The following is a 24,176-nucleotide window of genomic DNA, read 5'->3' as shown; positions in this document are numbered from 1 at the left end:
TATGGTAAATAATTGCACAAAGTATACCTTTTGAAATGCCGAACGGCTAATTATTTTCCCATTAAGGTACGCGCCACCTTTCCGTAATATTACTAACTTATGCGTCAATTTTTATTGAAATGAATAGGAAATCGACTAGTTTATAAGTACCGCCTAATAACGACTCTTGAGTTAGATAAGTAGCTTTTATAATTGCGAAGAATTGTCATAAATTCGCTTATTTTCTATATATAAATTACTGAAATCACGATTTGGTATCGCGTACCTTTTGCTCTCGTGTTAAAAGCAGGTCATGAAAAAATCAGAAATTCTCGCCCCTGTGGGCAATATGCAAATGTGCCTTGCGGCAATTCACGGTGGTGCGGATGCCATCTATGTTGGTATGCCAGGCTTCAATGCTCGTGGTAGAACTCACGACCACTCCGTTAATGAATTAAAAGAGATCATCGATATGTGCCACCTCTATGGAGTTAAGGTTCACGTCGCATTTAATATACTAATTTTTGAAGAAGAAATTTCAGATGCCATTGAAAGGTTAAATGAAGTTGTGGCCTTAGGCCCAGATGCCCTAATCATTCAAGATATCGGACTAGCAAATATTGTTAGACAACTTTATCCAGAGCAAGTTATTCACGGCTCGACTCAAATGACTGTGACTAACCACGATCATATCGCATTCTTAGAAGATCTTGATATCAAGCGCTTCGTACTAGGACGCGAAAACTCAATTCCAGAAATTAAAGAGATCAGATCAAATACGCAACGTGAACTTGAAGTCTTCACTCATGGAGCTTTATGTGTTGCCTACTCTGGTCAATGCTTTACTTCGGAAAGTATTGGAGGGCGTTCCGCGAATCGTGGCCAATGTGCCCAAAGCTGTCGCTTCTCTTACGAAATGTTTGTGGACGGAAAGAAAGAAGACCTCACAAAGCACGGCCGTAAGATGAGCTACCTTGTTTCTCCTCAAGACCTTTGTGGAATCGAAGAAGTCAATGAGCTCCAAGATATGGGAATTGACTCTTTTAAAATTGAAGGACGTCTTAAGGGTCCGGCCTATGTTTCGACTGCTGCAAGTGCATTTAAAGCAAAACTTGAAGGAAAGAGAGTCGGACAAAAAGAGCTCGATAATATGGCACTCACATATTCACGTGGACTCTTTTCAGGATGGCTTCACGGTGTAGACCATCAACAGCTTGTTAAAGGTCACTACGGTGCTCACCGAGGAATAGAGCTTGGAAAGGTAAAAAAAGTTTCTCCTCCATTTTTAGAAATCGATACTGACCGAGAATTAGAAAATGGAATGGGGGTTGCGATATGCGATGATAACAAGGGTCTGGAAATTGGATCTTCAATCTTTGGTGTAAAAAGAAAAGGAAAACGCGTAAGCCTTTCACTTGCCCACGATTTTAAATGGAAGCAAGTTCGCCCAGGAATGGACATCTATTTAAACTCAGATCCAAAAGTAGCAAAAGAGAGCGAGTCTTTAATTAGCGATATCAATAAGCAAAAGCGTATTCCAGTTCAAATAACACTAATTGCAAATGTTGGCGAAAAGCTGACATATAAAATTAACGATGGATTTAACCAAGTTATAATTGAAAGCGAAGACTTAGTTGAAGAAGCAAGAAAGCCAGCAGATTTTGAAAAAGTTGAAAAAGACGCCTGTGCCTTATCTCGCACAATCTATGCTACTTCAAAATTTGAGTTAATAACAAATGAGAAGTCTCCATTTATTCACTCAAAGTCGCTAAAGAAAATGAGACAAGAGGCCATTGAAGAATTGAACAACAAAAGAGTCTCAGTTAAAGCTCCCCTGCCCCAACCTTACAATCTCTCAAAGAAAGATATTTCTGAAACAGACATTACTTTAAATTTTCTTCTTAGAGATATTGATCAAGTAAAAGAAACTTTTGAAGTATTAAAGAGTTGTGACTACGATAGACTTCTAATCACATTAGATTTTGAATTTGGAAAGGATTACAAGCCCTCATTAGAGCTATTAAAGCAACTTCCAAAGTGTAAAGTTGGTATTGCTACGAATAGAATTTTGAAACCAAAAGAGTATCATCATTTAAATGTTTTAACTCGATTAGAACCAGACTTTATACTTTGTCGTAATCTTGGTTCTTACCAATACTTAAAGTCTAAATGTGATATTCCACTTAAGGGTGACTTCTCTTTAAACGTCGCCAACTCACAAACGGCCAATTACTTACTAGATAAAGGTTTTGAAACCTTAACATCATCATATGATTTAAATGCGAAGCAGTTGGAAAATCTTCTTGCAAGTACTGATGCTGGGAGAATAGAAGTTAATATCCACCAATATATGCCAAGCTTTCATATGGAACATTGTGTATATGCAGCTTTCTTATCTGAAGGATCGTCATTTAAAGACTGTGGGAAACCTTGTGAAAAGCACCATGTGGAACTCAAAGACCAATTTGGAAATATGCACTTTATTAAGGCCGATCAAGAGTGTCGAAATACAATGTTCAATGCTATTGCACAGAGTTCAACAGACCTAATTGATGAACTCATTGCTAAAGGTGTTTCTCAATTTAGAGTCGAACTTTTAAACGAACATGGTGAGAAACTAAAGAATAAGCTTGAAAGCTATCTTAATTTCTTTAATGGAAAGATTTCCACTAATGAGTTAAAGTCTATGTTAGGCACTCAAGAGAAGTACGGAATTGGTACGGGAATGCTTATGAAAGAAGATACATATCAAGCGAGAAAGAATTAATGGCAAAGGCCGACAAGTGGTTTGTCTACATTATTGAAACACAGAATGGAAAGCTCTACACTGGTATTACAACTGATGTAGAGCGAAGATTTGAAGAACATAAGAATGACCCAAAAGGTGCGAAGTTCACCAAGGCCAACCCACCTAAAAAAATTCGTTTTACAGAAGAACACCCAAATCGCTCAAGCGCGAGCAAACGAGAAGCTCAGATTAAGAAGCTTACTCGTCCTCAAAAGCTGACTTTAATCAAGAAATCGTAAAAATTAATACCTACCAGGGTATTGATTACTTGTACTTCAATTAGAGATTTTATAAATAACACCTATGAAATTACTAATTGTACTCCTTATCTCAAGCGCAACGTTTGGGGCATTTACTGAAGTTCGTTACGATTTATCAACTCATCAAGAGAAGCAAATTTCTCTAACGAGTAAAAAGAAAGTTCTTATTTTTCTTTCTCCTAGTTGCCCTTGTTCACAAAAACAATTCGACTACATTAACTCTCTTGCAAAGAAGTTTAACAATTTTGAGTTCATTGGTTTTAGCTCTAATAAACATATCAGCAAGAAAAAGGCACTTGAATACTTTGATCAATTCAAAATCAACTTCCCTATCTTCATTGATCAAGACCTAAAGTACGCAAATAAAATGAATGCTCTTAAAACTCCTCATGTCTTCTTATTAAATGAAAAAGAGGAAGTTATCTACCAAGGGGCCGTTACAAATAAGAGAAGTCCTGAGCTGTCTTCAAAATTCTACTTAAATGATGTGCTAACAGCATTACAAAAAAATAAAGAACTACCATTTAAAGAATCAAAGGCACTTGGGTGCTATATCGCGAGGTAAATATGTTAAATTCGTTTAAAGCATTAATTGTACTAGTTATAACAGCTTCAATAATGGCATGTCCTTATGAAATTGAAACACAAAATCTATGTGTTGATATCGAGTGGACTAACGGGCCATTTGATGGAAAGCCTTCAGCATTTGAAGCAATTGTTTATGATAAACAATCAGGAGAAAGAGTATCTCCAGAAGATCTTAAAGTTTATGTATGGATGATGATGGCAAACGGTCACCAACACGGTGGACCAGCTATTTCTTGGTCATTTGATGAAGATCAACTAATCAATGGAAATGCAAAATTCTTCATGGGTCACATGAAAGGTTATTGGCAAGTTCGTTTTGAACTAAATGGTGACTTTGCTGCAATTGATGTGGAGCTTAAGAAGTAATGAAATTATTATCACTGACACTTTTATTCTTACTATTCACAAGTTGTGGAAAATCTCCATTCTCTGGCGACCTGAAAGAGTTAGTTGGTGGACGTGATAATATTACAAATGAATTACAATTTAATACAGAGGCCCTGACAATTTCTCGACAATGGGAAAAAGGGCCACTGCTCTACGATAGCTCAAAGATCACGATCACATTTAAAGATTCAGCAGGTAACCTTAAGGATCCGATTGGAGATTTTTCGGCATATATTTGGATGCCAGACATGGGGCATGGATCCTATCCAATTACTGTAGCGAAGGTTGCGACAGGAATCTATGAACTAACTGACATCTATTTCACAATGGGTGGTCTTTGGGACTTTCACTTACAATTAAAAGATAACGGAAACTTATACGACACTGTCTCATGGCCACTTACACTCTAATTCTACTGACATTCTTCTTTTCACTAACGACTAATGCATCTTCATGTTGCGGCGGTGGCGCAAATATTCCAAATATTATTTTAGGTGACCACCAATGGGAAGCAAAAATTAACTATGCAAACTCTGCAGTAACAAGTGAAGCAGGAGTTGATGGCAAGATTCATAATATTAATTCTAAGAATGAAGTTACTGAAACTGTCGCGTTAAAAGGTAGCTACCTCATTGACAGCTATTTTCAAATCGCCATTGATATTCCAGTCAAAAAAAGAACAGTAGAGTCTTCGCTAAAAGAAACTAGTACCACTGAAGTAGTCGACCCAAGCTTTCAACTTACTTGGGAATTTTTACCAGAACTCACTTACAATCTTTTAAAGCCTCGTGGCTTTCTATTTTTCAAACAGCTAATCCCAAATGGTAACTCTATATATAGTTATGACGATCCCCTCTTATCAGACTCACTTAGCCGAGGAGTCTATGAGTCAACTCTAGGCCTTGCTCTCTTTAAAGTTATTTACGATTACGACTACTCTGTAACCCTAGAAGGACACTATGGTTTTACAAGAACAATTGATAATAAAGAAGTTGAGCCAGGATTTGGGTATTCGTCTTCTTTAGGTCTTGGATATAATCCAAACGCAACAATGCGCATTGGAACTTCCCTAACGTATTGGCAAGATAGTGCCGTTAAAATCGATGATATTGAAGGTGAAAATAAGTACTATCTTTCAACAAGCTTTAACTACTCATATATGTTTACGAGAAGTTCACTTGTTCTAAATTATTCAGATGAGACAATCTTAAATGTAGCAAAGAATACAAATCTAGCAAAGGCCATCTCACTTACTTACAAAGTATTTGAAGACCTATAAGAGTAAACTTAAAGACTTATAGTGCTCGCGCTGAACGTGCTGGTGATAACAGATATAATTAACAAGTTGGTTTAAATCAGATTTTTGAATTTGCGTACTGACTTGATACTCTGAATACTTACTGGCGGCTACATTAAGCATTTCGCTTCTAAGTATTTTACCTTCTTGTCCATTTACTAGTCTTTGCTCCTCTAGGCTTAAGTGAGAAAAGTGAATGAAGCCACCTTGCTCAATTGAGAGAGAAACAAAATCATTATCACCAATTTCGACCCCCGAGACAGCACAAGTCTCTGTTCGTGGAAAGATCCCAAGCTCAACCATTGCCTTAACAAGAAAAATGAATAACTCATGATTGGCATTAAAGTCACTAACTAACACTCGGCTCTCTAGGCGAAAGATGGCATTTGAAAGAAGGCGAAAAATTCCCTCATGACTTTTCTCATTTAAATCAAGATCGTCTTTATGTGTAATTTGTGGAGCAAATGACTGGCACAGTTCACAGAAGAAACAAAGTAAGTAGAAGGCCATTGGACTGTGAGAAATATTCTTATGGCACCATTTTTCGACATGATCCTTACTCGTTAAGATTTCAAAACTGCTCTTAACTCGACCGAAGCCAACTTTAAAAAGGTAACCTATTTGTAAGATAGAAGAAACTTTCTTCTTTCCACCACCTTGCCCACCATAGAACATCACAGAAATTTTATTTCCGTTTCTAAGGAGTAAGTTTCCAATCAAGTGCTTGTCTTGATATGGTATCTTGTTAATGAGAATACCTTCTAATTCAACCATAATAATAAGTCCTGACTCATTATAAAGAGATAATTACATATCTTGTAGTGAATTCTTTCCCACCACTTCTTCCCTTTCTCGATGGCACCAATATATTGAAATTCTTCCCCAAAACGACCACCACGACCGATCATTTGAAAATTTGTGGACTCACTAGGCTTATAGCTAATATAAATATTTTCAATTCCATGTAAATTAACTCCATGGCTCAAAGCACTAGTGGCAATAATCAAATCTGCAGGATTTTTATTCTCTCTGGCCACAAAGTCTTTAACCTCTCCCCCTACACAGTAATCACATGAAATGCCTAATCTTTTAAAAAACTTGTGCCAAAAGAAGACTTCTTTTCGTGATGAACAAAAGAGTATGGTTCTCCCCCTTTCAAAGAGTAATTGTTCTAAGATAAGTTTTAGCAGAAGAAGTGGCCGAATCAACATCCGCTTCTTCTTATACATATTCTTCTTTTGGAAGTTTCCAATATTAAGAAAACAAAAGTGTTTAAAGTTATTTTCAACATCCCTTTCGATCACACGATACAACTCATCTGTAATAGTTGCACTCAGTCCTATCACTTTGGTATTTTTAGAAGATGAGATTTGATAAAGGAAATCAAGTAACCTCGGACGAAAAGACTCTCCCCATTCGTAAAAGAGATGAAATTCATCTAATACAAAAAGGGAGTTGGATTTTAAAGCAAAATTAAGATCATCCTTAGAAAGTGACTCCACAGTTGTTAAAAAGATTCCCTTGTCAGAAATATTATCCACAACACATTCCCTCTCCTTCAAATCTTCCAGAATTGAACGCAACGGAGAGACGATAATAATCCTTTCAAAGTCTTCTAATAATTGCCAAATAAGTCTTGTTTTCCCCCAGCCCATTGGGGCCATAAATAATGTGAATGAGTGCTCTCTATTGACGATCTGTGACAAAGTTGCTTTAAAATCCATACCCAAGAGGTGCAAGAAGTGGTAAAAGAATTAAAGCTATAACTCATTAAAATTAAAGAAGATGAACTCTGTCATAATAAGAAAAGATCAAATTCGCGACTCAAAAGTTGTTCTCACGCAAGAGCAATCGAGACATTTACGTGAAGTTGTCAAAGTAAAGATTGGTGATGAACTCAAGGGAACAATTCTTGAGCAAGGACTAACGACTCTTAAGGTAAGCAATATTATCGACGCGATTGTTGAGGTAGAAATTGGCACGATTCGTCCAGGACTTCACTACCCTATTGAGTTAATCATTGCGGCATCAAGGCCACCTACGATGAAGAAAGTTTTCGAGCATTGTAGTGCAATGGGGGCAGATAGCTTTCATATCTTTAAGGCCATTCTAAGTGATAAGAGCTACCTCACTTCTAAAGTTTACGAACGTTTTCAAGAACTATCTGAACTTGGAGTAAGCCAGTCAGCTGTTTTCTACAAGGCACCTAAACTTAAGAAGACTTATCAATACGAAGATATGCAACCACAAGGTGTTCAAAGATTTATTCTCTCACCTTATGCCACAATCAAGTTAAAAGATGTTAAAATAGATATCGAAAGACCATTACAATTGGCCATTGGACCTGAGCGTGGATGGACTAACCAAGAGATTAACGAATTTAAAAATCTTGGTTTTAAAGAGATAAGCATTGGCCCTTCAATTATGAGAGTGGAAAATGCTTCAATCGCAATCCTTGGCCACTTAAACCAATTAATGGATAGGAATTAATATGCTTAGAAAAATTGAAAAACTTTTTGATGAACAAGTAAGGCCAGCACTCGCTGCCCACGGCGGAAATATCGAATTAATTGATTACGATAATGATAAGCTCTACGTAAAGATGACTGGTGGTTGCCAAGGTTGCTCTGCTTCACAAGCAACTCTTACTGATGGTGTTGCAAGACTTGTAAAACAAAATTTTCCAGATATTGTTGAAGTTGTCGATGTAACAGATCACTCAAAAGGTGATAATCCATTTATGTAATTAGTACTGCTTAAAGTACTCTATTACGATCTCAGCAACTTCATCTGGTTGTTCACTCGTTAGAGCATGCCCAGCATGCTCGACCTCTTTATAAGTTACCTGATCCTCAAGCTCTTTAGCTAATACCTTACCGGCAAACTCAGGAGGAGCGATAAAGTCTTCACTGGCCTGGACAACCAAAAACTTCTTTCCTGCTGCCATCTTATATTTATTTGCATCGATAGTAGAGGTCGCATGAATTTGAGCGGCCGCGAGTTGTGGGAACCACCCATTTAGCCAAATAGAAGCATCATTTCCTTTTGCAAAGAATGCACAGCTAATCATTTCTAATCGCTTATCTTTTGGTAGGCGCATATTAAAAGAATTCTTCAAACAATTCTGTGCTTCACTAGTCATTTGATAATTGCCACCAGCAGCAAGAAGGGCCAGACCTTTAACATACTTAGGGTAATATGTTGTGAAGCTTCGTGCTAGTCTATTTCCAAAAGCATGGCCAACAAGCCAAATTTCTTCAATTCCTAACTGATCAAGAGTGTCTCTTATGTCATCAACAAGCTCTAGCATAGTCGTACTTTTTCCACTTAGCTTCCCAGAACTTTTTCCGATACCACGCGGCTGAATTAAAACAACTTGATAACCTGCCTGGACAAAACGATTTGTCAGAGTCGATTTATATTTCTCAGTATAATCTTCGACCCCTCTACCAAGCGAAGGTAGGATAACGAGATGCTCTCCAACCGAAGCCTTTTCACTGAAAATTCTTACGTGATTTGAAGAATACTTATGTCTAACGATCGTTTCTTTTTGAAGGTATTTAACTGTTGGTGATTGTGTCGTACTACTACAAGAAAATAGAACGAGATAAAGCAAGATAAGAATTAAATGCATTGAGACTCCTCGATAAGCTTTTTACTACTTATCGAGAAGTCCATTCATACAAGAACTTAATTAAGATTAAATTATGCAACTTTTGTGTGTTCTTCTAATTCAGACTCGCGCATACCATAGTCTTCATTGGCATGAGAAATTGACCTTCTTACCCTATCTTCAGTCTCCCAATAACTTAATCCTGAAAGAATAATATTTCCGCTGGTGGCAAATGCCATGACTGTAGTCACGAGTATAATTTCTAGTAATTCCATATTTGCCTCCTAAATCTAATCATATAGACTTATCGGCAGGTAATTATGAAATACCTCCAAATTCTACTCAATTTCCAATAAATTTAAACAGTTAGACTATAGGATCACTCGTGAACGTGTCTCAGTAATTTGCTCTTTTTTGAGTCTTACAAGAGACAGTCCCTCATCATTTATTTGATCAGAAAGAACTTCTCCCCATGGATTAATAACTAAAGAGTGTCCATAGGTATGAATTCCTGGATTATTTTCACCACATTGAGCACTGGCCACAACATAGCATTGGCCCTCAATTGAACGTGCTCGTAATAAAGTGTGCCAATGGGCCTGTCCTGTTGGTACAGTAAATGCTGAAGCAAAGGTGATAAGATCAACTTTATTGTCATAGTAATATTGAAGAAAGCTTGGATAACGAAGATCAAAGCAAATTGCGATTCCGATCTTCCAGCCAAGCACATCAATAATTAAAGGATCTTTTCCAGCAGTATAAATATCGGCTTCATTAATTTTTTTTCGTTTTGGTTGTCCTTGTTCATCTACAGTTGTGATGTCACAAGAAAATAGATGGCACTTGTCGTAGCTACCAATAACATGACCTTGAGGATCCAAGTTAATGGCCTTATTAAGAATACCTGTATCAGTTTTAAAAGCAACAGAGCCCCCAATAAGGAAGAGCCCAGAATCAACGGCCAATTGCCTGATGTTATCAAAGTGTTCATTGTCCCACTCCACGAGGTACGGGCTTGGCTCGCGGCCATTAGAGATTGAATAAAAACATTCAGGCAGGAAGGCCACCTGGGCCCCCTCTCTTTTTGCCTGAGATAAGTATGTTTTAATTTTTTCTAGATTTGATTTGTAATCAAGTGATGAAGAAATTTGAATATTGGCGACGACCAATTCATTCATTAAATCTTCTTCCCAATCGCGTAGTAAGTGAAACCTTCTGCTAAAACTTTTTCTGTCTTAAATAGATTTCTCGCATCAAAGATTACCTTTTCATTTAAACGAGTAGAGATTTCAGCAAAGTCTGGAGTTGAAAACTCTCTCCACTCAGTCACAGTAACCATTGCATCACAACCACTTAAGCAATCGTACTTATTTGAAACTTCTTCTAAAGATGTGTGGTATTTTTCCCCTACAGCTTTCATGAAGTTTGGCCCACCTTCAGGATCAAAGAAACGAATTTTTGCACCGGCATCGATTAGATCTTTTGCCATATAGATTGCTGGAGACTCACGTACATCATCAGTATTAGCTTTAAATGCTACTCCCCAGAACGCAAAAGTTTTTCCACTTAAGTCTTCTCCGAAGTGTCTTTTTATTTTTGTTGCCATGTAGAGCTTCTGCTCATCATTTACATCTTCAGTTGCTTCAACGATTCTTAAAGAATGACCGTGTTCCTTGGCCGTATAAATTAAGGCCTTCACATCTTTTGGAAAACAAGAACCACCATAACCTGGCCCTGAATACAAGAAGTGAGAACCGATTCTTCTATCACTTGCAATTCCTTTACGTACTTCATTAATATCAGCACCTAAAGTGTCACATAATCTTGCAATATCATTGATGAAAGAAATTTTTGTAGCAAGGAAACAATTAGAAGCATACTTTGTCATTTCTGCCGATAAATTCGACATCATAAAGATTGGATTACCTTGTTTTAGTAATGGCTCGTAAAGTTCTTCCATGGCCTGAGCGGCTTTTTCATTATTGTGTCCAATAACAACGCGATCTGGTCTCATGAAGTCCTCAATCGCTGAACCTTCTTTTAAAAACTCTGGGTTATTTACGATATGAAATTTCTTATCTGTATTCTTTGCAACAATCTCTCTTACTTTTTCACAAGTTCCGATTGGTACTGTTGATTTAATAACAATGATTGCATCATCAGAGATATTCTTTGCTACATCTTCGGCCGCTTGAAATAAGTAAGTAAGGTTAGCACTTCCATCATCACCTGAAGGAGTTCCTACTGCTAGAAAAATTGACTTTGAATCCTTAACTGATTCTAGTCCCGTTGAAAAAGCTAGTCTCTCGGCCTTAATATTTCTCTTTAATAGATCATTAAGTCCTGGTTCAAAAATTGGTGATTCACCACGTCTCATCATGGCGACTTTGTTTTCATCAATGTCGACACAAGTTACCTTGTGACCAATTTCCGCAAAACAAGTCCCGCTTACTAATCCAACGTATCCCGTTCCAATTACTGTAATTTTCAAGCTTTTATCCTTTTTAAAAATTGGTACTAGATTAGCACCTTTTATGCTAAGTTTTAAGCCTAAATAAGGAATTTAACTATATGCACAAAGCGTCAATTCAGACAATTCTCAAGGTTATTTTTGCAGCAGCAATTCTCACATGGCTTGCAAAATCTGATAAACTTGACCTTAGTCTGATCGGACAAGTACTGGAGAATGGGCCATGGGCCTTAATTTCGTTTGCTCTTTTAGTATGCAGTTCATTTATTGCAGCATTTCGTTGGTCACTACTTCTTAAAACTAAGAGTGATAAAATTCATATTAAGAAGATCTACCCAATCAATTTAATAGGACAATTCTTTTCAACCTTTCTTCCTGGTATCGTAACGGGAGACTTTTTAAAGCTTCTCTACGTTAGGGATTGTGACAAGAATTTAAAGAGATCCTTTCTCTTAAGTACCGCACTTATTGATCGCATCATTGGTCTCATCGGGCTCTTGATTGTAGGTGGACTATCTTCGATTTATTTTTATTCAGAGTTAACTGTATTATCGCCAAAGGTTAAGCCACTTATCTCATTTAATATTATGTTGCTACTTGGTGCTCTTGGATTCATTCTTGTGCTCTTTATGCCAGTAAGAATTAAGATACATGTGATTGAGCTAATTAAAATCCTTCCATTTGTTGGAGATAAGATCGCAAGTATCACTGAGACTTTTTGGAAAATTGGAGAAAGCAGAGCTGTTATCCTAAAGTCTATTGGCCTTTCAGTTATTGTCCACATTTTAGCTATTACTGCTTTTTGGAGCCTAGTTCACTCATTCCTTCATGTTAATATTGGAATCAAGCAGCTCTTTAGTATTATTCCAGTGGGCCTTATCTCAATAGCTATTCCTATCTCACCTGCGGGAGCAGGAGTTGGTCACCTTGTTTTTGAAGAACTTTTTAAGGCCCTAGGCCAAGATAAGGGAGCTTCATTCTTTAACCTCTACTTCTTAGTAGCAATTTCAGTGAATCTTCTAGGTGTGATTCCATACGTTCTTTGGAAAAAGAAGCATACATTTAAAGAAGCTGAAGCGCTTGAGAATGAATAGATAAAATTTTCTTCGTCTTACATAATCATTCTTATATGATAAAATTTATTTAACGGAGAAATAATGCTTAGATCTGTATTTATTTTATTTTCATTCATATTGAATTTAACTTCTTATGCTCTTTTACAAGAACCAAAAGCAATTAAATTAAAAAGAGACACCAGCTGGAGTGAGATTGCAAAAAAATATGATAAGTATAAAGATGGGCATATTAGTAATTTTGCAGCTCAACTTAAGGACTGGAATCAACATATCGACTCCACAAAAGGACCGAGGGCCGGCCAGTCAATTTATCTGACAAACCCTTATTCTCCTGCTCTTTCATGGAAGTATGCAGAGCCTTTAAATGCTCAATATGTTGAAGAGAGTAAAGATCAAACTAGCCAATTAATTTTTAAAGCTGGTATCTCTAACCGAATTTATAATCAAACATATCTTTCAAGTTTTGAAGCAAAGTACCAAGTAAATTTATCACCTAGTCTTGAAATTGAATATTCAACATATCTCTCTGATAATAATAAACTCGAGCTTATTGCTAGTTATACTAAGCTAAGTGAAATCACTTTAGAAGGAAGCAATCAAGAAATAGATGAAAGCTTGTCAGATTACGAATTAACAATTTTGGATAGAATATCATCTTCGACGAATCCAACGATAACTTTTTTAGTTGGGCTAGGTAGTGAGAACTTTCAAACTATTAAAACCTCTTCTTTAAATAGTAACGAGCTATTATTTAGTCAAAATAATCTAATCCAAGGAATTCTAGGACTAGGCTTACATCTTAGAAGACTTGATCTGAATCTCATTTATTCAAATATAATTTTTGCAAAAAATGAAGACGAAGAGGAATATTCCGGTAGTAAAGTAACTCTCTCAGCAGACTATTTTTTTAAAAATAACTTTGGATTAAACGGCAAAATGAAGTTCTTTAACTATTCAAATGACAATAGTAATTTTGAAGGAACTGTAATCGCCTTGGCCATTTCATATAAAATTTAAAAAACAAAAATCTTTTTAGGATCGATATGACCGTATTGGCGCCACTTTGTTTTTAGGGCCTCAATTTTTAAAAGAAATTGCATATCTCTTTTGCGATCATTAAGTTTTCTAACTTTCTTTGATTCCTTAACTAGCGGTCCTCTTGCATCATATGGAAGAACTGAGATGTCATCGAGTAACATTGTCTTTCCTTCATGGCTAATTGTACGGGCAATGAATAAGTCATCTTTTACAAGCTGTAATGTAAACTCATTCTTAGGAATGTAAAATTTTGTATTGTGAAGAATGTCTTTAAAGACATGCTTTTTAAAAAGGTTTTGTCCACGGTACTCAAAAAGAGAATGGTTAATACTTAACATTGAATCTTTTTGATTTTCTTCAATTGAGATTTCATTAACAAATTTCTTAATTAATGGCCCATTATCATCGAAGTCACGTTGAGTGATATACCAATAGACGAAACCATTCATACGAGATTCGTAATCTTCATCTTCTTCAGATAATTTTCCAGCAAGCTTAAAGTACTCTTCTTTTGCTGACCTTAATTTGTCATAGTATTCATTTGATGAAAACTTCGTTACAGCATCATCTAAAATACTTCTCAATTCTTCCATGTTTATTTTTTCCCACCACTACTGTCTTCATCTACAGCAAGTACGGCCAAGAATGCTTCCTGTGGAACCTCAACAGATCCAACCATCTTCATTCTCTTCTTACCTTCTTTTTGTTTTTCAAGAAGCTTTCTCTTCCTTGAAACGTCACCACCGTAACACTTGGCGAGTACGTTCTTACGAAGTGCCTTAACAGTTTCACGAGCAACAATTTTAGCACCAATTGCGGCCTGGATGGCAATATCAAATTGTTGACGATCAATAATCTTTCTTAAACGACCAACAAGATCGCGTCCCTTATAATAAGCATTATCAACGTGACAAATAATTGATAGGGCATCAACTTTTTCACTATTAAGTAAAACATCAACCTTAACTAGTTTCGAAGGTTCGTAACCTTTGAAGTCATAGTCCATTGATGCATATCCCTTAGTATAACTTTTTAACTTATCATAGAAGTCAAAAACCATTTCACTAAGTGGAAGATCGTAAGTTACTTGTACACGCTCTTCCGTAATATATTTCATATCAGTTTGAATACCGCGCTTCTCTTCACAAAGACGAATGATCTTACCTACATACTCATTTGGTACGTGAATTGAAATTGAAACGATTGGTTCAGTAATCTCTTCAAACTTACCAGGCTCTGGCATCATTGAAGGGTTATCAACTTCAACAATCTCACCATCATTCATCTTTACTTTATAAGATACAGAAGGCGCTGTTGAAATTAAATTTAAACTAAATTCACGCTCAAGTCTTTCTTGAATAATATTCATATGAAGAAGGCCAAGGAAACCACAACGGAAACCAAAACCTAGGGCCTGAGAAGTTTCTGGCTCATATGTAAACGAAGAGTCGTTAAGAGCTAATTTTTCTAGTGCATCTTTTAAAACTTCATAGTCGTTAGACTCAACAGGGAAGATACCACAGAAAACCATTGGCTTTACTTCCTCGTATCCACCTAAACTTGGTGTATCTTTCTTCTTGGCATTAATAACAGTATCCCCAACTTTTACGTCACGGATATTTTTAATACCGCAAATTACCATCCCTACTTCACCGGCACCCAGCTCTTTTACTTCAGTAAAGAAAGGAGTATTCACAGCAAGCTTAAGAACTTCATACTCTTGATCAGAGTTCTTAAGGTAGATCATATCTTTCTTACTAATTGTACCTTCAACAACTCTTAGTAAGAAGATTACACCTTGATATGGGTCAAACCACGAATCAAAAATTAGACCTTGTAGGTCCTTATTAGGATCACCTTTTGGGTGAGGAATTTTTTCTATAATTGATTCTAGAAGATCTTCAACCCCTAGACCTGACTTTGCAGAAACTTCATCAGCATCTAGTGCCTCAATTCCTACAACATCTTCAATTTCTTGCTTTACACGATCTGCATCCGCATGAGGAAGATCGATCTTGTTCAAAACAGGCATGATCTCAAGATCATTTTCAATGGCCATGTAAACATTGGCAAGAGTCTGTGCTTCTACACCTTGAGAAGCATCAACGACAAGCAGTGCACCATCACAAGAAGCAAGTGATCTTGATACTTCATACGAGAAGTCAACGTGACCCGGAGTATCGATGATATTTAGGTAGTAAGTCTGTCCATCGCGGGCCTTGTAATTCAAACGTACAGTTTGGGCCTTAATTGTAATCCCACGCTCTTTTTCAAGTTCCATATTATCGAGAATACGATCAGATTTCTCACGATCAGTAATTGAACCTGTTTTTTCAATTAATCGATCCGCAAGTGTCGACTTTCCGTGGTCAATATGGGCAATAATGGAAAAATTTCGAATTAGTTTCCTATCAATCATTGTATCTATAACTCCGCTAAATTCCACGAATCATAGCACAGAAATCAATGGATAACTATATTTTCAGCATTTTCAGGCACCTAAATCATTAAGATGCCTGAACTTCTTTTGACATTACCATCAAGTAATAATCTAGTGACGAATCGCGTCCACGAATTGGAATAACTGACGCGTAGCCCTCATAAATATATTCAACTACTTCCTCGGCTTCTTCCTGTTCCTCGGCAACCTCATCACCTTCAATATCAACCTTTACTGAAATCTTATCCCCAACTTCTTTATCTGATTTAGTTGAATCATCGCGCTTAGCGATTTTGATTTCCTGGTTTTCAATCTTTGAACGACGCTTAATGGCAAGCTCATAGGTCTCAATAATACACTGCGGAATAATTGAGTCAGTCATCACCTTACCAATTGTATCCTCAGATTGAACCTGAAGAAGTTGGTAAATCTGATTATTCATATACATCAGCTCACCCTTGGCATTTGTTAAAAGAACCGGCCTTTTAACCATATTGGCGAGTACATCAAATTTTCTATTCTCAACAACGATCTTATCCGCACGTAATTCTTCGAATTTCTTAAAAGAGTGAATCATCTTATTCATCTCTTGGGCAATTTCGCCAATCTCATCATCTTGGGAGTAGTAAATGGAAACATCGAAGTTACAATCTTGAAGCTCGCGAATTGCATCTTTAATTTTCTTAAATGGTAGCGCAATCTTTCCAGGGATAACTAAACCTAAAATTATTGTCCATAGAAAAGCGATAATAAGAGTAATCATCATCTTACGTTTTGTTTCGTTGATAATTCCCTTAATCTTCTCTTCTCTTTCGACATTTTGATAATACTGAATATCTTGAAATTCAGAGAAAGCATCAAGAATCTTATCCGCAAGTTCTCCAATAGAGGTCATTCCAATATTGTTTCGATGAAATAAAGATGCCTTGCTTAGAATAACTTTTAGAGAGTCCGTATAGGAGAGCATTTGCCCAATAATCTTTTTTACTTCAGGCTCATCATAGTGAGTATCGAGTCTTTGAAGTTGAGATGTGAATGACTCACAAAGATTTAGAATCCTCTCAACCATTTCAGGAGTAGGTTTCTTTGTTAGAATTCTTCTTTGGTTCTTTAGAATCGCAACGGCCGAAATCCTAACTTCGTCAGTAATAAGAGTTACTTTATTAGAACGATCTGTGATGGACTCAATTTCTTTATTGAGATTATTTAAATGATAAAAAACGATGAACGCAAGAAGGATTACAACTGCTGCTGCAAATGAAAAACTCCACGCGACTCGATTTCTTAGTGATAAATTCAAAATACTTCCCCTTTATGCGACATTAAAGACTTATGCATCCTCAAGATCAGCAAAAAGTTTATTAAAGTTTTTCTCACTTCCGACAAGAACAACGATGTCATCTGATTCGATAATATCCATCGGCATCGGACAATCATTAATCTCCATACGATAAGCGGACTTACCGTCTTCAGTGATATATGGAACCTTCTTTTGAAGGGCAACAATATTAAGTGAATAGTTTTGGCGAATCTTACTCTCGACAAGGGTTTTACCCTCAAACTTCTTCCCAAGCTTTAATTCGACAATTGAATAACCAGCTGCAAAGTTGTAGCGCTGAAGAACGTGTGGAGCGATGATCTTAGAAGCAACGATTTCCCCCATCTCCTCTTCAACTTTAATGATTTCAGAAGCACCAATTTCATGTAAAACGTGCTCGTGAAGTTTAGAGGTAGCTCGGGCAATAACACGACCAACCCCAAGCTTTCTAAGCATTGTTACGGCCATAATCGACATTTGAATATTATCCCCGATGGCCACAACTGCCGTATCGACGTCAGAAATATTTACTGATCGAAGAGATCTCTCATCTGTTACATCAAGGGCAACAGCGTGAGTAGTACGGTCTTTAATTTTATCAACGAGCTCATCATTCTTATCAATAGCAATTACCTCGGCACCTTTTTCAAAAAGTCCTACCGCAGTTTTTGCTCCAAATGTCCCTAGCCCGATAACAGCAACTAGCATATAAAATCCTTTATTTAATTTTAACCAATCATTATTCGTCCGTCAGGATAGTCTAATTTACCTGAGTATTTCTGTCTCTCACCAATCGCTAAGATTAATGTGAGAGGCCCAATACGTCCAATAAGCATTAGCATCGAAATTGCGATCTTTCCTGCGACAGTTAAAAATGGGGTAACTCCAAGTGTAAGCCCAACTGTACCCCCAGCACTCAGTACTTCAAAGAAGAGTGGCAGGAAGTTTTGGTTTGGTTCTATTTTCATCATGACAAAAATAAATGATGTTGAAACAACGATAGAGATAAACATTAGTGCCGTTGCCTTAACAACAACTGGGCCTGCGATCTTACGATCAAACATCATAACGTTCTTATCACCTTTAAGTGTTGAAATAATAGATTGAACTAGAATTGCCAGAGTTGTTGTCTTTACCCCACCGGCCGTCGAACCAGGAGATCCACCAATGAACATAAACATGGCCATCATATAAATCGTATATGAGTGGAGATTTGTCAGTGGGATGGTATTAAACCCGGCCGTTCTTAAAGTAATTGACTGAAAGACAGATATTTGGATTTTCTCCCATAAATTATATCCATCAAGAGCACCTAGGAACTCTCCAAAGAAAATAAAGATTGCTCCACCGACAGTTAAAGCCAGTGAAGTAATGAGAACAACTTTAGTGTGCATTCCCAGTCGAACGATGGTCTTTTCTCTTGTGACAACTTCCTTTAATTCCTTAAGAGCAATAAAGCCAATCCCACCAAGAGAGATCAGAATGGCAATCGTTCCGTGAATGAGTGGATTGGTTGCATAGTTTTCAAGAGAGTTATCAAAAAGAGCAAAACCTGCGTTACAAAAAGCAGAAACACTATGGAAGAATCCGTAGTACATCGCCTGACCAAATTCAAAGCCTTCAAATGTGAAGCCAATCGTTAGAATGATTGCACCCCAAAGTTCAATAATGAAAGTGTACTTAACAATATTGATAATCATGGCAAAGAGTTCTTCAAGTGACGAAACATCGAGAAGGTCTTGCATGATAATACGATCTTTCATCTTCATTGATCGACCAAGAACGATGGCCATCGAAGAATATAAAGTCATGATGGAAAGTCCACCAATTTGAATCAATCCTAAAATAACAAGTTGGCCAACAATACTAAAGCTTGTATTTGTTCCAAGAGTAGATAGGCCGGTTACACATGTTGCGGAGGTTGCGGTAAAGAGAGCATCCACAAAGCTAATACTAACTCCATCCGCAGCAGATAGAGGAAGCATAAGTAATAATGTTCCAGCTAAGATAACCCCACCAAATGTGAAGAGTACAAGCTGAGCAGAAGTTAATTTTATTTTACTAAAGAGCGTATCAAATCGATTCTTATATTCCCGATTAGTTGTCTCTCCCCCATCGTCATATAAAGATAAAATTGTTGAGAGTAAGTGAGCGCTCGCTAATAGATAAGTGAACTTTAAGTCACCCCAAGTAATAAGCGTTGGGATAAAGACAAGTAACGAAAATGAATAACGACGGAAAAAGTCTTCACCATTTTTTGCTTCAATCATGTTCTTAATAACTGTTAAAGCAATGGCAATTGGTACTACCCAAACCATTAAGTCTAGGGTATTCACGATAAACTTTTGATTCCAACTGGCAGGAATCTTCTTATTATCATAGAGAGTGAATAAGAGGATAAAACTACCGTTGAAAAAAAGTTCAAACAGGAATGACAATTTTTGTAATAATGATGCCATATTATTTAATAATATTACTAATTTAGCTAAGTTGATACTTATAGCAGATTGAGACATATTTTCCTATGACTAAAAAGAAGAAACCAAACAAAGAGATCAAGTTTCAAAAAAACTTCCCCGTCGACTTCAAAGTCGAACACCTCGACTCTCTTGGTCAAGGCGTTTCAAAATTAAATGGAATTACCTTTATCCAAAAAACTTTACCTGGAGAAGAAGGAAAGGCCCTTGTCTACAAGTCTAAGAAAAGCATTCAATTTGCAAGCTTAACTGAGTTAACTAAGAAGTCCCAATTACGTACTGATTCTGAATGCCCTTATTATAGTGAATGCGGAGGTTGCCACTTCCTGCACACAAGCTATGAGAATGAAATTGAATTCAAGAAGAAAGCTTATCTCGATAATTTCAATCGACAATTCAAGATTGATTTGAGTGATGAACTTATTATCCATAAAGCAAGTGATCGCTACCATTATCGAAATCGTATTCAGCTTCATTACAATAAGAAGGATAACTCACTTGGGTTCTTTAATGACTCTAATTCAAAAATCACTTCAATTAAAAATTGTTTAATGGCCAATGATGATATCAATCGGGAGCTAGCTAACTTGCATGACAATTGGCAAGGTGAAGCTAAAAAGACAAAAGGGCATATTGAGCTATTCCAGCGCGATGGAAAGATCTTAAAAACTTTTGACTCTTATTACTCTGCGGAGGGATTTCTACAAGTAAATCCACCAATGAATGAGCTTTTATTAAATCTAGTTAATGAAAAAATGAAAAGTGTCACAAATGGCACCTCAACAACAGTCGACCTTTTTGGCGGAAATGGGAATATTACAAAGTCCCTTTCTCATCGAACGATTGTTATGGATGCAACTCCGACAAAATATATCAAGTTACAAAATAAGGAGTATCAAGAGTATAGCGAGCTCGATATTTATCATCAATCGGCCATTAGTAAACTTGAAGCCTTCAATATAAAAGATATTGATCTACTTGTTATAGATCCACCTCGCAGTGGCCTGAAAAATATTGACGATTTTACTAAAGTACTTAATCCAAAATATATCGTGTATGTAAGCTGTAACAATCAAACACTGGCCCGAGATACTCATAAGATTCTTAATGATTACATCATTGAAGAAGCGCACATGTTCGACTTCTTCCCAGGTACCCGACACTTTGAATCAGTTATCTTCTTTAAACATAGGTAACGATTGTAAGCTCTTAGATTAACATTGTAATGGGCGCTGAAAGCCATTACAATTAAAGAGTATATTCTCTTTTTAATCTAACGTTTTTGGTGAAATGATGAAACGAACTACAGTTACTTTTCTATTTGCAACATTAATTGGAATCATGACAACTTCTTGTTCTTCAAGTCAGAAAACGGAGCAGTTGAAAAAAGCAGAACTTTTCTATATATATGGAACTCAAAAGATGATTGATAAGGATTACTCTCAAGCACTTGAGGCTTTAGAGAATGCTAATCAATTAAAGCCGAATGATACAAAGACGCTAAACAATCTTGGACTTGCTTATTATTTCAAAAACAGACCTGAAAAAGCTAAGTTCTATTTCAAGCAAGCAATCAAGGTTGATAATAAGAACTCTGATGCCAGAAATAATCTCGCTTCGATTTACTTCAAGGAAGGTGACTACAATAAGGCCGAAGAGCAGTACAAAGTTGTTCTTAAAGATCTTATCTATCGCTACAACTACCGAGTAAAGTACAACCTATCTCTAATTGAACTAAAGAGAGGAAATAAAGATGCGGCAATCAAATATCTTCAACAAGTAACAGGCTACACTTTAGATTATTGTCCGGCGCCTTTTCAATTGGCCATGATTTATAAGAAAGATGGAAATATTAAAGATGCCATTAAAAATTTAAATATTGCAACAAGTGGTGAGTGTAAAAAAGAGATTGCACCTAAATTTGAACTTGCAGAAATTTATCGCTCTCTTGGAGAAAGTAAAAAGGCGCTACCACTTTACAATCAGATCATTGAACAGTTCCCAAGAACTGATTATGCAAAAAGAAGTTTAGTAATAAAAAATAACCTAATGAAGAACGTATATTATTCGAACAAATTTGAAACTGATAATTTATAAATAATTAAAAAGGCGTAATAATGGAACAGGAAGTTGCAAAAGAAGCCCCAAACCTATCTCTAGGTAAGTACCTACAAAAGGCTAGAGATAAAAAAGATTTAAGTATCGAAGCAGTAAGCAGACATACAAGAATCAATCTCACAAACCTATCAGCACTTGAAGCGGATGATATTGAAAGGCTTCCCAATATTGCATACGTAAGAGGGTTTGTTAAAACACTCGCTAAAACTTATGACATTGATGCAGAGGAAGCAACAAGAAAGCTTGAAGAACTTTATGGTGCAGTCTCACCCGAGAAGTCTCAACCTCTTGAAGCAGAGGACTTCCCTCAGGCCAATGTTGAAAAGAAACAAGATCTTGTAAAACAAGAAGTTCAGATTTCTGATTCATTAAAATATAAGTTACTTGGCGTTGTGGCAGCATTTTCAATTGGTATCTTTATTTACATTAATCTCGATAAATCAAAAGAAGTCGACACAGGTGAAGATACTAAGGAAGTTGTTGTTGAGGCCCAGGTGCTAGATGAAAGCACTCCTATGCAAGACACGGCCGAGGAAGAAACGACAGAAGAAGTTGTGGCCGAAGAAACTCCAACTCAAGTGGTTGAAGAAAAGAAGCCTGAAGTAGTAGTTGAGACAAAGAAAGAAGAAAAACCAGCGGAAGAAAAGGAAAAAGAACTTAACTTCTACAACCTACCTTCTCCTCTCTTTGCTTTCAAAGATATTTCTGAAGAAGAGAAAAATGAAATCATCCCTGCTAATATCAGAGCAGCTTTTGAAGAAGGTAAACAAAATATTTTCCTTAAAGCAATGACTGGTGACTCTTGGATTGTTTATCAAAGTGATAATGACCCAATTAAGAAGTTCACTCTAAAAGAAGGACGCTACCTACTAATCAAGGGAGACCAAGTTCTACTTCGTCTTGGAAATATCGATGCCTTAAATGTTTTCTATAATGGTGAATTACTTGGAATGTCTTCACGTTCAGGTGTTAAAAGTTTAGTTTTTCCTGTAGAGATCGCAAAAGATCATAAACTACCGCTTTTTATTTTTGACAAAAACGGTGGTGTCCAAACTTCTAAGCAATACTTAGAAGAAAAAGAAAATTCTCAAAACTAAGAATTCCAATCTAACTTTTTATAATAACTAATTCCGATAGCTCCTGTGATTACCGCTGGTAAGAACAGGACTAGAGGGATTGGAACATTATTTTTCTTGGCCAAGGAAACCCCTGAGAAATAAAGTGCGTAGTAGATAATCGTCACAAGAAGGGCCAGAGCACTTGTATTTCGAGTTGCACCACGTCCCTTTTTTACACCGAAGACAAAACCTAGAAGAGCAAAAATAACACATTGAATTGGAATCGTATAACGTCCCCAATACTCAATGCTCCCCTTTCTTATATCATCTTCAAGATTATCTTTGATTCTTTTCGTCTTAGCTTTCTTAAGCTGGCCATTCAATTTCCTAATATGCCTTCTCAGTTCATTAGATGACATCATGCTGGCCTTGTTAACAGTTGAAAAGCTCTGACTGGTAACTATTGGATACTCATATGTTTCAAAAAGAATTTTTTCTATCTCATGGCCTTCTTTATCAATTGAAATGATACTGCCATTAAAGAAGTCGAATCGAATATTGAGGCCAACTGAGTCTCCATCTACTTTCGGCTTATTTAGAACTCCTCTTTTGGCCATAATCACTTTATCAACATTATCTTTTGATGAGATCCTTAAGAATACATTTTCTAGTACTTTCCCTTCATCTTTTACATCTTCAGCAAATAGAATGACTCCAGGAATTTCAGTAAAGAATTGTTCCTTTTTAATGTCCGTAAGGATTCCCTTTGAACCAAGTTGCTTAAAAGTATTTCTAAAAATCTTCTTAGATGTCGGGATCATATTCGTATTCAGAGATACAACCGAAGCAGCAATTAGAATTGAAATAATAAAAAAAGGAGAAAAGATTCGATGCTTATTGATTCCCATGGCCCTTAGAGCAACAATTTCAGAGTCTTCACTTAATTTATTTAGTGTATAAATCATAGCAAAGAGAATCGACAGTGGAGTCGCCATTGGGATGAAACTAATTGAAATATGGCCAAGTATTTCTAGGAATTGCAAAATTCCTACACCTTTTTTCGTCACAAGCCTCATGAATTTGAAGAGTTGTGTCGTTAAGAGGAAGGCAACAAAGAATGTAAGACTCATCGCAAAGGGTACGATAAAATTTGACGCAAGGTATCTTTGAAATATCTTCGTTGGGATTAAATCTTTAATCTTTTTGACTGCGTCCATGAAAACCCTTGCCGACTTTTGTCATACTTTGTCTTTTTGTATACTTACTGTT

General features: G+C 36.6%; 25 protein-coding genes. 13 read left to right on the top strand and 12 right to left on the bottom strand.

Annotated elements, in window-relative coordinates; genetic code table 11:
• The first annotated feature begins 292 nt into the window (after window positions 1-292).
• The 6 genes from ABMA76_RS09895 to ABMA76_RS09870 all read left to right on the top strand — a co-directional run bounded on the left by ABMA76_RS09895 (window position 293) and on the right by ABMA76_RS09870 (window position 5,281).
• Window positions 293-2,746, top strand: coding sequence for a DUF3656 domain-containing protein (locus ABMA76_RS09895; protein ID WP_392910141.1), 2,454 nt, complete (start codon window positions 293-295; stop codon window positions 2,744-2,746).
• Window positions 2,746-3,006: a GIY-YIG nuclease family protein gene (locus ABMA76_RS09890; RefSeq protein ID WP_392910139.1), complete on the top strand. Its 261-nt coding sequence runs from the start codon at window positions 2,746-2,748 to the stop codon at window positions 3,004-3,006. The genes ABMA76_RS09895 and ABMA76_RS09890 overlap by 1 nt, the downstream gene beginning before the upstream one ends.
• A gap of 64 nt (window positions 3,007-3,070) precedes the next feature.
• Window positions 3,071-3,592: a redoxin family protein gene (locus ABMA76_RS09885; protein ID WP_392910137.1), complete on the top strand. Its 522-nt coding sequence runs from the start codon at window positions 3,071-3,073 to the stop codon at window positions 3,590-3,592.
• Window positions 3,593-3,594: 2 nt separating this feature from the next.
• Entirely contained in the window at window positions 3,595-3,981 is a 387-nt protein-coding gene (locus tag ABMA76_RS09880; RefSeq protein WP_393061482.1) for a hypothetical protein, read from the top strand.
• Window positions 3,981-4,412 carry a FixH family protein gene (locus tag ABMA76_RS09875; RefSeq protein ID WP_392910133.1) on the top strand — a complete coding sequence of 144 codons (432 nt, stop codon included), beginning with the start codon at window positions 3,981-3,983 and terminating at the stop codon, window positions 4,410-4,412. The genes ABMA76_RS09880 and ABMA76_RS09875 overlap by 1 nt, the downstream gene beginning before the upstream one ends.
• Window positions 4,394-5,281 (top strand): hypothetical protein, encoded by an 888-nt coding sequence (locus ABMA76_RS09870; RefSeq protein WP_392910132.1) that lies wholly within the window; start codon window positions 4,394-4,396, stop codon window positions 5,279-5,281. Before ABMA76_RS09875 ends, ABMA76_RS09870 begins: the two co-directional genes overlap by 19 nt.
• Here ABMA76_RS09870 and ABMA76_RS09865 read toward each other — a convergent pair.
• Window positions 5,276-6,073 carry a DNA repair protein RecO gene (locus ABMA76_RS09865; RefSeq protein ID WP_392910130.1) on the bottom strand — a complete coding sequence of 266 codons (798 nt, stop codon included), beginning with the start codon at window positions 6,071-6,073 and terminating at the stop codon, window positions 5,276-5,278. The two genes, ABMA76_RS09870 and ABMA76_RS09865, sit on opposite strands and share 6 nt — an antisense overlap.
• Window positions 6,061-7,005, bottom strand: coding sequence for a DEAD/DEAH box helicase (locus tag ABMA76_RS09860; protein WP_392988971.1), 945 nt, complete (start codon window positions 7,003-7,005; stop codon window positions 6,061-6,063). The genes ABMA76_RS09865 and ABMA76_RS09860 overlap by 13 nt, the downstream gene beginning before the upstream one ends.
• Window positions 7,006-7,084: 79 nt before the next feature.
• Between ABMA76_RS09860 and ABMA76_RS09855 the strand changes: the two genes are divergently transcribed.
• Both ABMA76_RS09855 and ABMA76_RS09850 read left to right on the top strand, forming a co-directional pair.
• Window positions 7,085-7,789, top strand: coding sequence for an RsmE family RNA methyltransferase (locus ABMA76_RS09855; RefSeq protein ID WP_392910126.1), 705 nt, complete (start codon window positions 7,085-7,087; stop codon window positions 7,787-7,789).
• A gap of 1 nt (window position 7,790) precedes the next feature.
• Entirely contained in the window at window positions 7,791-8,045 is a 255-nt protein-coding gene (locus tag ABMA76_RS09850; protein ID WP_021266260.1) for a NifU family protein, read from the top strand.
• Here the strand turns inward: ABMA76_RS09850 and ABMA76_RS09845 are convergent, their stop codons facing one another.
• The 4 genes from ABMA76_RS09845 to ABMA76_RS09830 all read right to left on the bottom strand — a co-directional run bounded on the left by ABMA76_RS09845 (window position 8,046) and on the right by ABMA76_RS09830 (window position 11,403).
• Window positions 8,046-8,933, bottom strand: a complete 888-nt coding sequence (locus ABMA76_RS09845) for an alpha/beta fold hydrolase (RefSeq protein WP_392910124.1) — start codon at window positions 8,931-8,933, stop codon at window positions 8,046-8,048.
• A 71-nt stretch (window positions 8,934-9,004) separates the two neighbouring features.
• On the bottom strand, window positions 9,005-9,187 hold the full coding sequence (locus ABMA76_RS09840) for a hypothetical protein (protein ID WP_392857462.1): 183 nt from the start codon (window positions 9,185-9,187) through the stop codon (window positions 9,005-9,007).
• Between the two features lie 96 nt (window positions 9,188-9,283).
• A complete protein-coding gene (locus ABMA76_RS09835; protein ID WP_392910122.1) occupies window positions 9,284-10,090 on the bottom strand; it encodes a nitrilase-related carbon-nitrogen hydrolase in 807 nt (268 codons plus the stop codon).
• Window positions 10,090-11,403 carry a UDP-glucose dehydrogenase family protein gene (locus ABMA76_RS09830; RefSeq protein ID WP_392910120.1) on the bottom strand — a complete coding sequence of 438 codons (1,314 nt, stop codon included), beginning with the start codon at window positions 11,401-11,403 and terminating at the stop codon, window positions 10,090-10,092. The genes ABMA76_RS09835 and ABMA76_RS09830 overlap by 1 nt, the downstream gene beginning before the upstream one ends.
• A gap of 80 nt (window positions 11,404-11,483) precedes the next feature.
• On the opposite strand from ABMA76_RS09830, the gene ABMA76_RS09825 reads away from it, so the two are divergent.
• Both ABMA76_RS09825 and ABMA76_RS09820 read left to right on the top strand, forming a co-directional pair.
• Window positions 11,484-12,476 (top strand): lysylphosphatidylglycerol synthase transmembrane domain-containing protein, encoded by a 993-nt coding sequence (locus tag ABMA76_RS09825; protein ID WP_392910118.1) that lies wholly within the window; start codon window positions 11,484-11,486, stop codon window positions 12,474-12,476.
• A gap of 63 nt (window positions 12,477-12,539) precedes the next feature.
• The gene (locus tag ABMA76_RS09820; RefSeq protein WP_392910116.1) at window positions 12,540-13,475 is read left to right on the top strand and encodes a hypothetical protein; all 936 of its coding nucleotides are present in this window, start codon (window positions 12,540-12,542) and stop codon (window positions 13,473-13,475) included.
• On the opposite strand, the gene ABMA76_RS09815 is transcribed toward ABMA76_RS09820, so the two are convergent.
• From ABMA76_RS09815 to ABMA76_RS09795, 5 genes are all read right to left on the bottom strand, one after another.
• On the bottom strand, window positions 13,472-14,089 hold the full coding sequence (locus tag ABMA76_RS09815; RefSeq protein WP_392910114.1) for a hypothetical protein: 618 nt from the start codon (window positions 14,087-14,089) through the stop codon (window positions 13,472-13,474). The two genes, ABMA76_RS09820 and ABMA76_RS09815, sit on opposite strands and share 4 nt — an antisense overlap.
• Window positions 14,090-14,091: 2 nt before the next feature.
• The gene (lepA, locus tag ABMA76_RS09810; protein WP_392910112.1) at window positions 14,092-15,915 is read right to left on the bottom strand and encodes a translation elongation factor 4; all 1,824 of its coding nucleotides are present in this window, start codon (window positions 15,913-15,915) and stop codon (window positions 14,092-14,094) included.
• Window positions 15,916-16,003: 88 nt separating this feature from the next.
• Entirely contained in the window at window positions 16,004-17,236 is a 1,233-nt protein-coding gene (locus ABMA76_RS09805) for a HAMP domain-containing protein (RefSeq protein ID WP_392910110.1), read from the bottom strand.
• 30 nt (window positions 17,237-17,266) lie between these two features.
• Window positions 17,267-17,962 (bottom strand): TrkA family potassium uptake protein, encoded by a 696-nt coding sequence (locus tag ABMA76_RS09800; protein ID WP_021266154.1) that lies wholly within the window; start codon window positions 17,960-17,962, stop codon window positions 17,267-17,269.
• A 20-nt stretch (window positions 17,963-17,982) separates the two neighbouring features.
• Window positions 17,983-19,713 (bottom strand): TrkH family potassium uptake protein, encoded by a 1,731-nt coding sequence (locus ABMA76_RS09795; protein ID WP_392910108.1) that lies wholly within the window; start codon window positions 19,711-19,713, stop codon window positions 17,983-17,985.
• A gap of 65 nt (window positions 19,714-19,778) precedes the next feature.
• Here ABMA76_RS09795 and ABMA76_RS09790 point away from each other — a divergent pair, with 65 nt between their 5' ends.
• The 3 genes from ABMA76_RS09790 (at window position 19,779) to ABMA76_RS09780 (ending at window position 22,946) form a co-directional block, all read left to right on the top strand.
• Window positions 19,779-20,927 carry a class I SAM-dependent RNA methyltransferase gene (locus ABMA76_RS09790; RefSeq protein WP_392910106.1) on the top strand — a complete coding sequence of 383 codons (1,149 nt, stop codon included), beginning with the start codon at window positions 19,779-19,781 and terminating at the stop codon, window positions 20,925-20,927.
• Between the two features lie 97 nt (window positions 20,928-21,024).
• On the top strand, window positions 21,025-21,828 hold the full coding sequence (locus ABMA76_RS09785; RefSeq protein WP_393061480.1) for a tetratricopeptide repeat protein: 804 nt from the start codon (window positions 21,025-21,027) through the stop codon (window positions 21,826-21,828).
• Between the two features lie 20 nt (window positions 21,829-21,848).
• Window positions 21,849-22,946: a RodZ domain-containing protein gene (locus tag ABMA76_RS09780; protein WP_393061478.1), complete on the top strand. Its 1,098-nt coding sequence runs from the start codon at window positions 21,849-21,851 to the stop codon at window positions 22,944-22,946.
• Here ABMA76_RS09780 and ABMA76_RS09775 read toward each other — a convergent pair.
• Window positions 22,943-24,124, bottom strand: a complete 1,182-nt coding sequence (locus ABMA76_RS09775; protein ID WP_392910100.1) for an LptF/LptG family permease — start codon at window positions 24,122-24,124, stop codon at window positions 22,943-22,945. The two genes, ABMA76_RS09780 and ABMA76_RS09775, sit on opposite strands and share 4 nt — an antisense overlap.
• Window positions 24,125-24,176: the final 52 nt, after the last annotated feature.

The sequence above is a fragment of the Halobacteriovorax sp. ZH5_bin.2 genome, from assembly GCF_043196375.1.
Taxonomy (GTDB): Bacteria; Bdellovibrionota; Bacteriovoracia; order Bacteriovoracales; family Bacteriovoracaceae; genus Halobacteriovorax_A.
The sequence above is the reverse complement of the archived record's forward strand: the minus strand, read 5'-3'. Positions and strand labels throughout refer to the sequence as shown.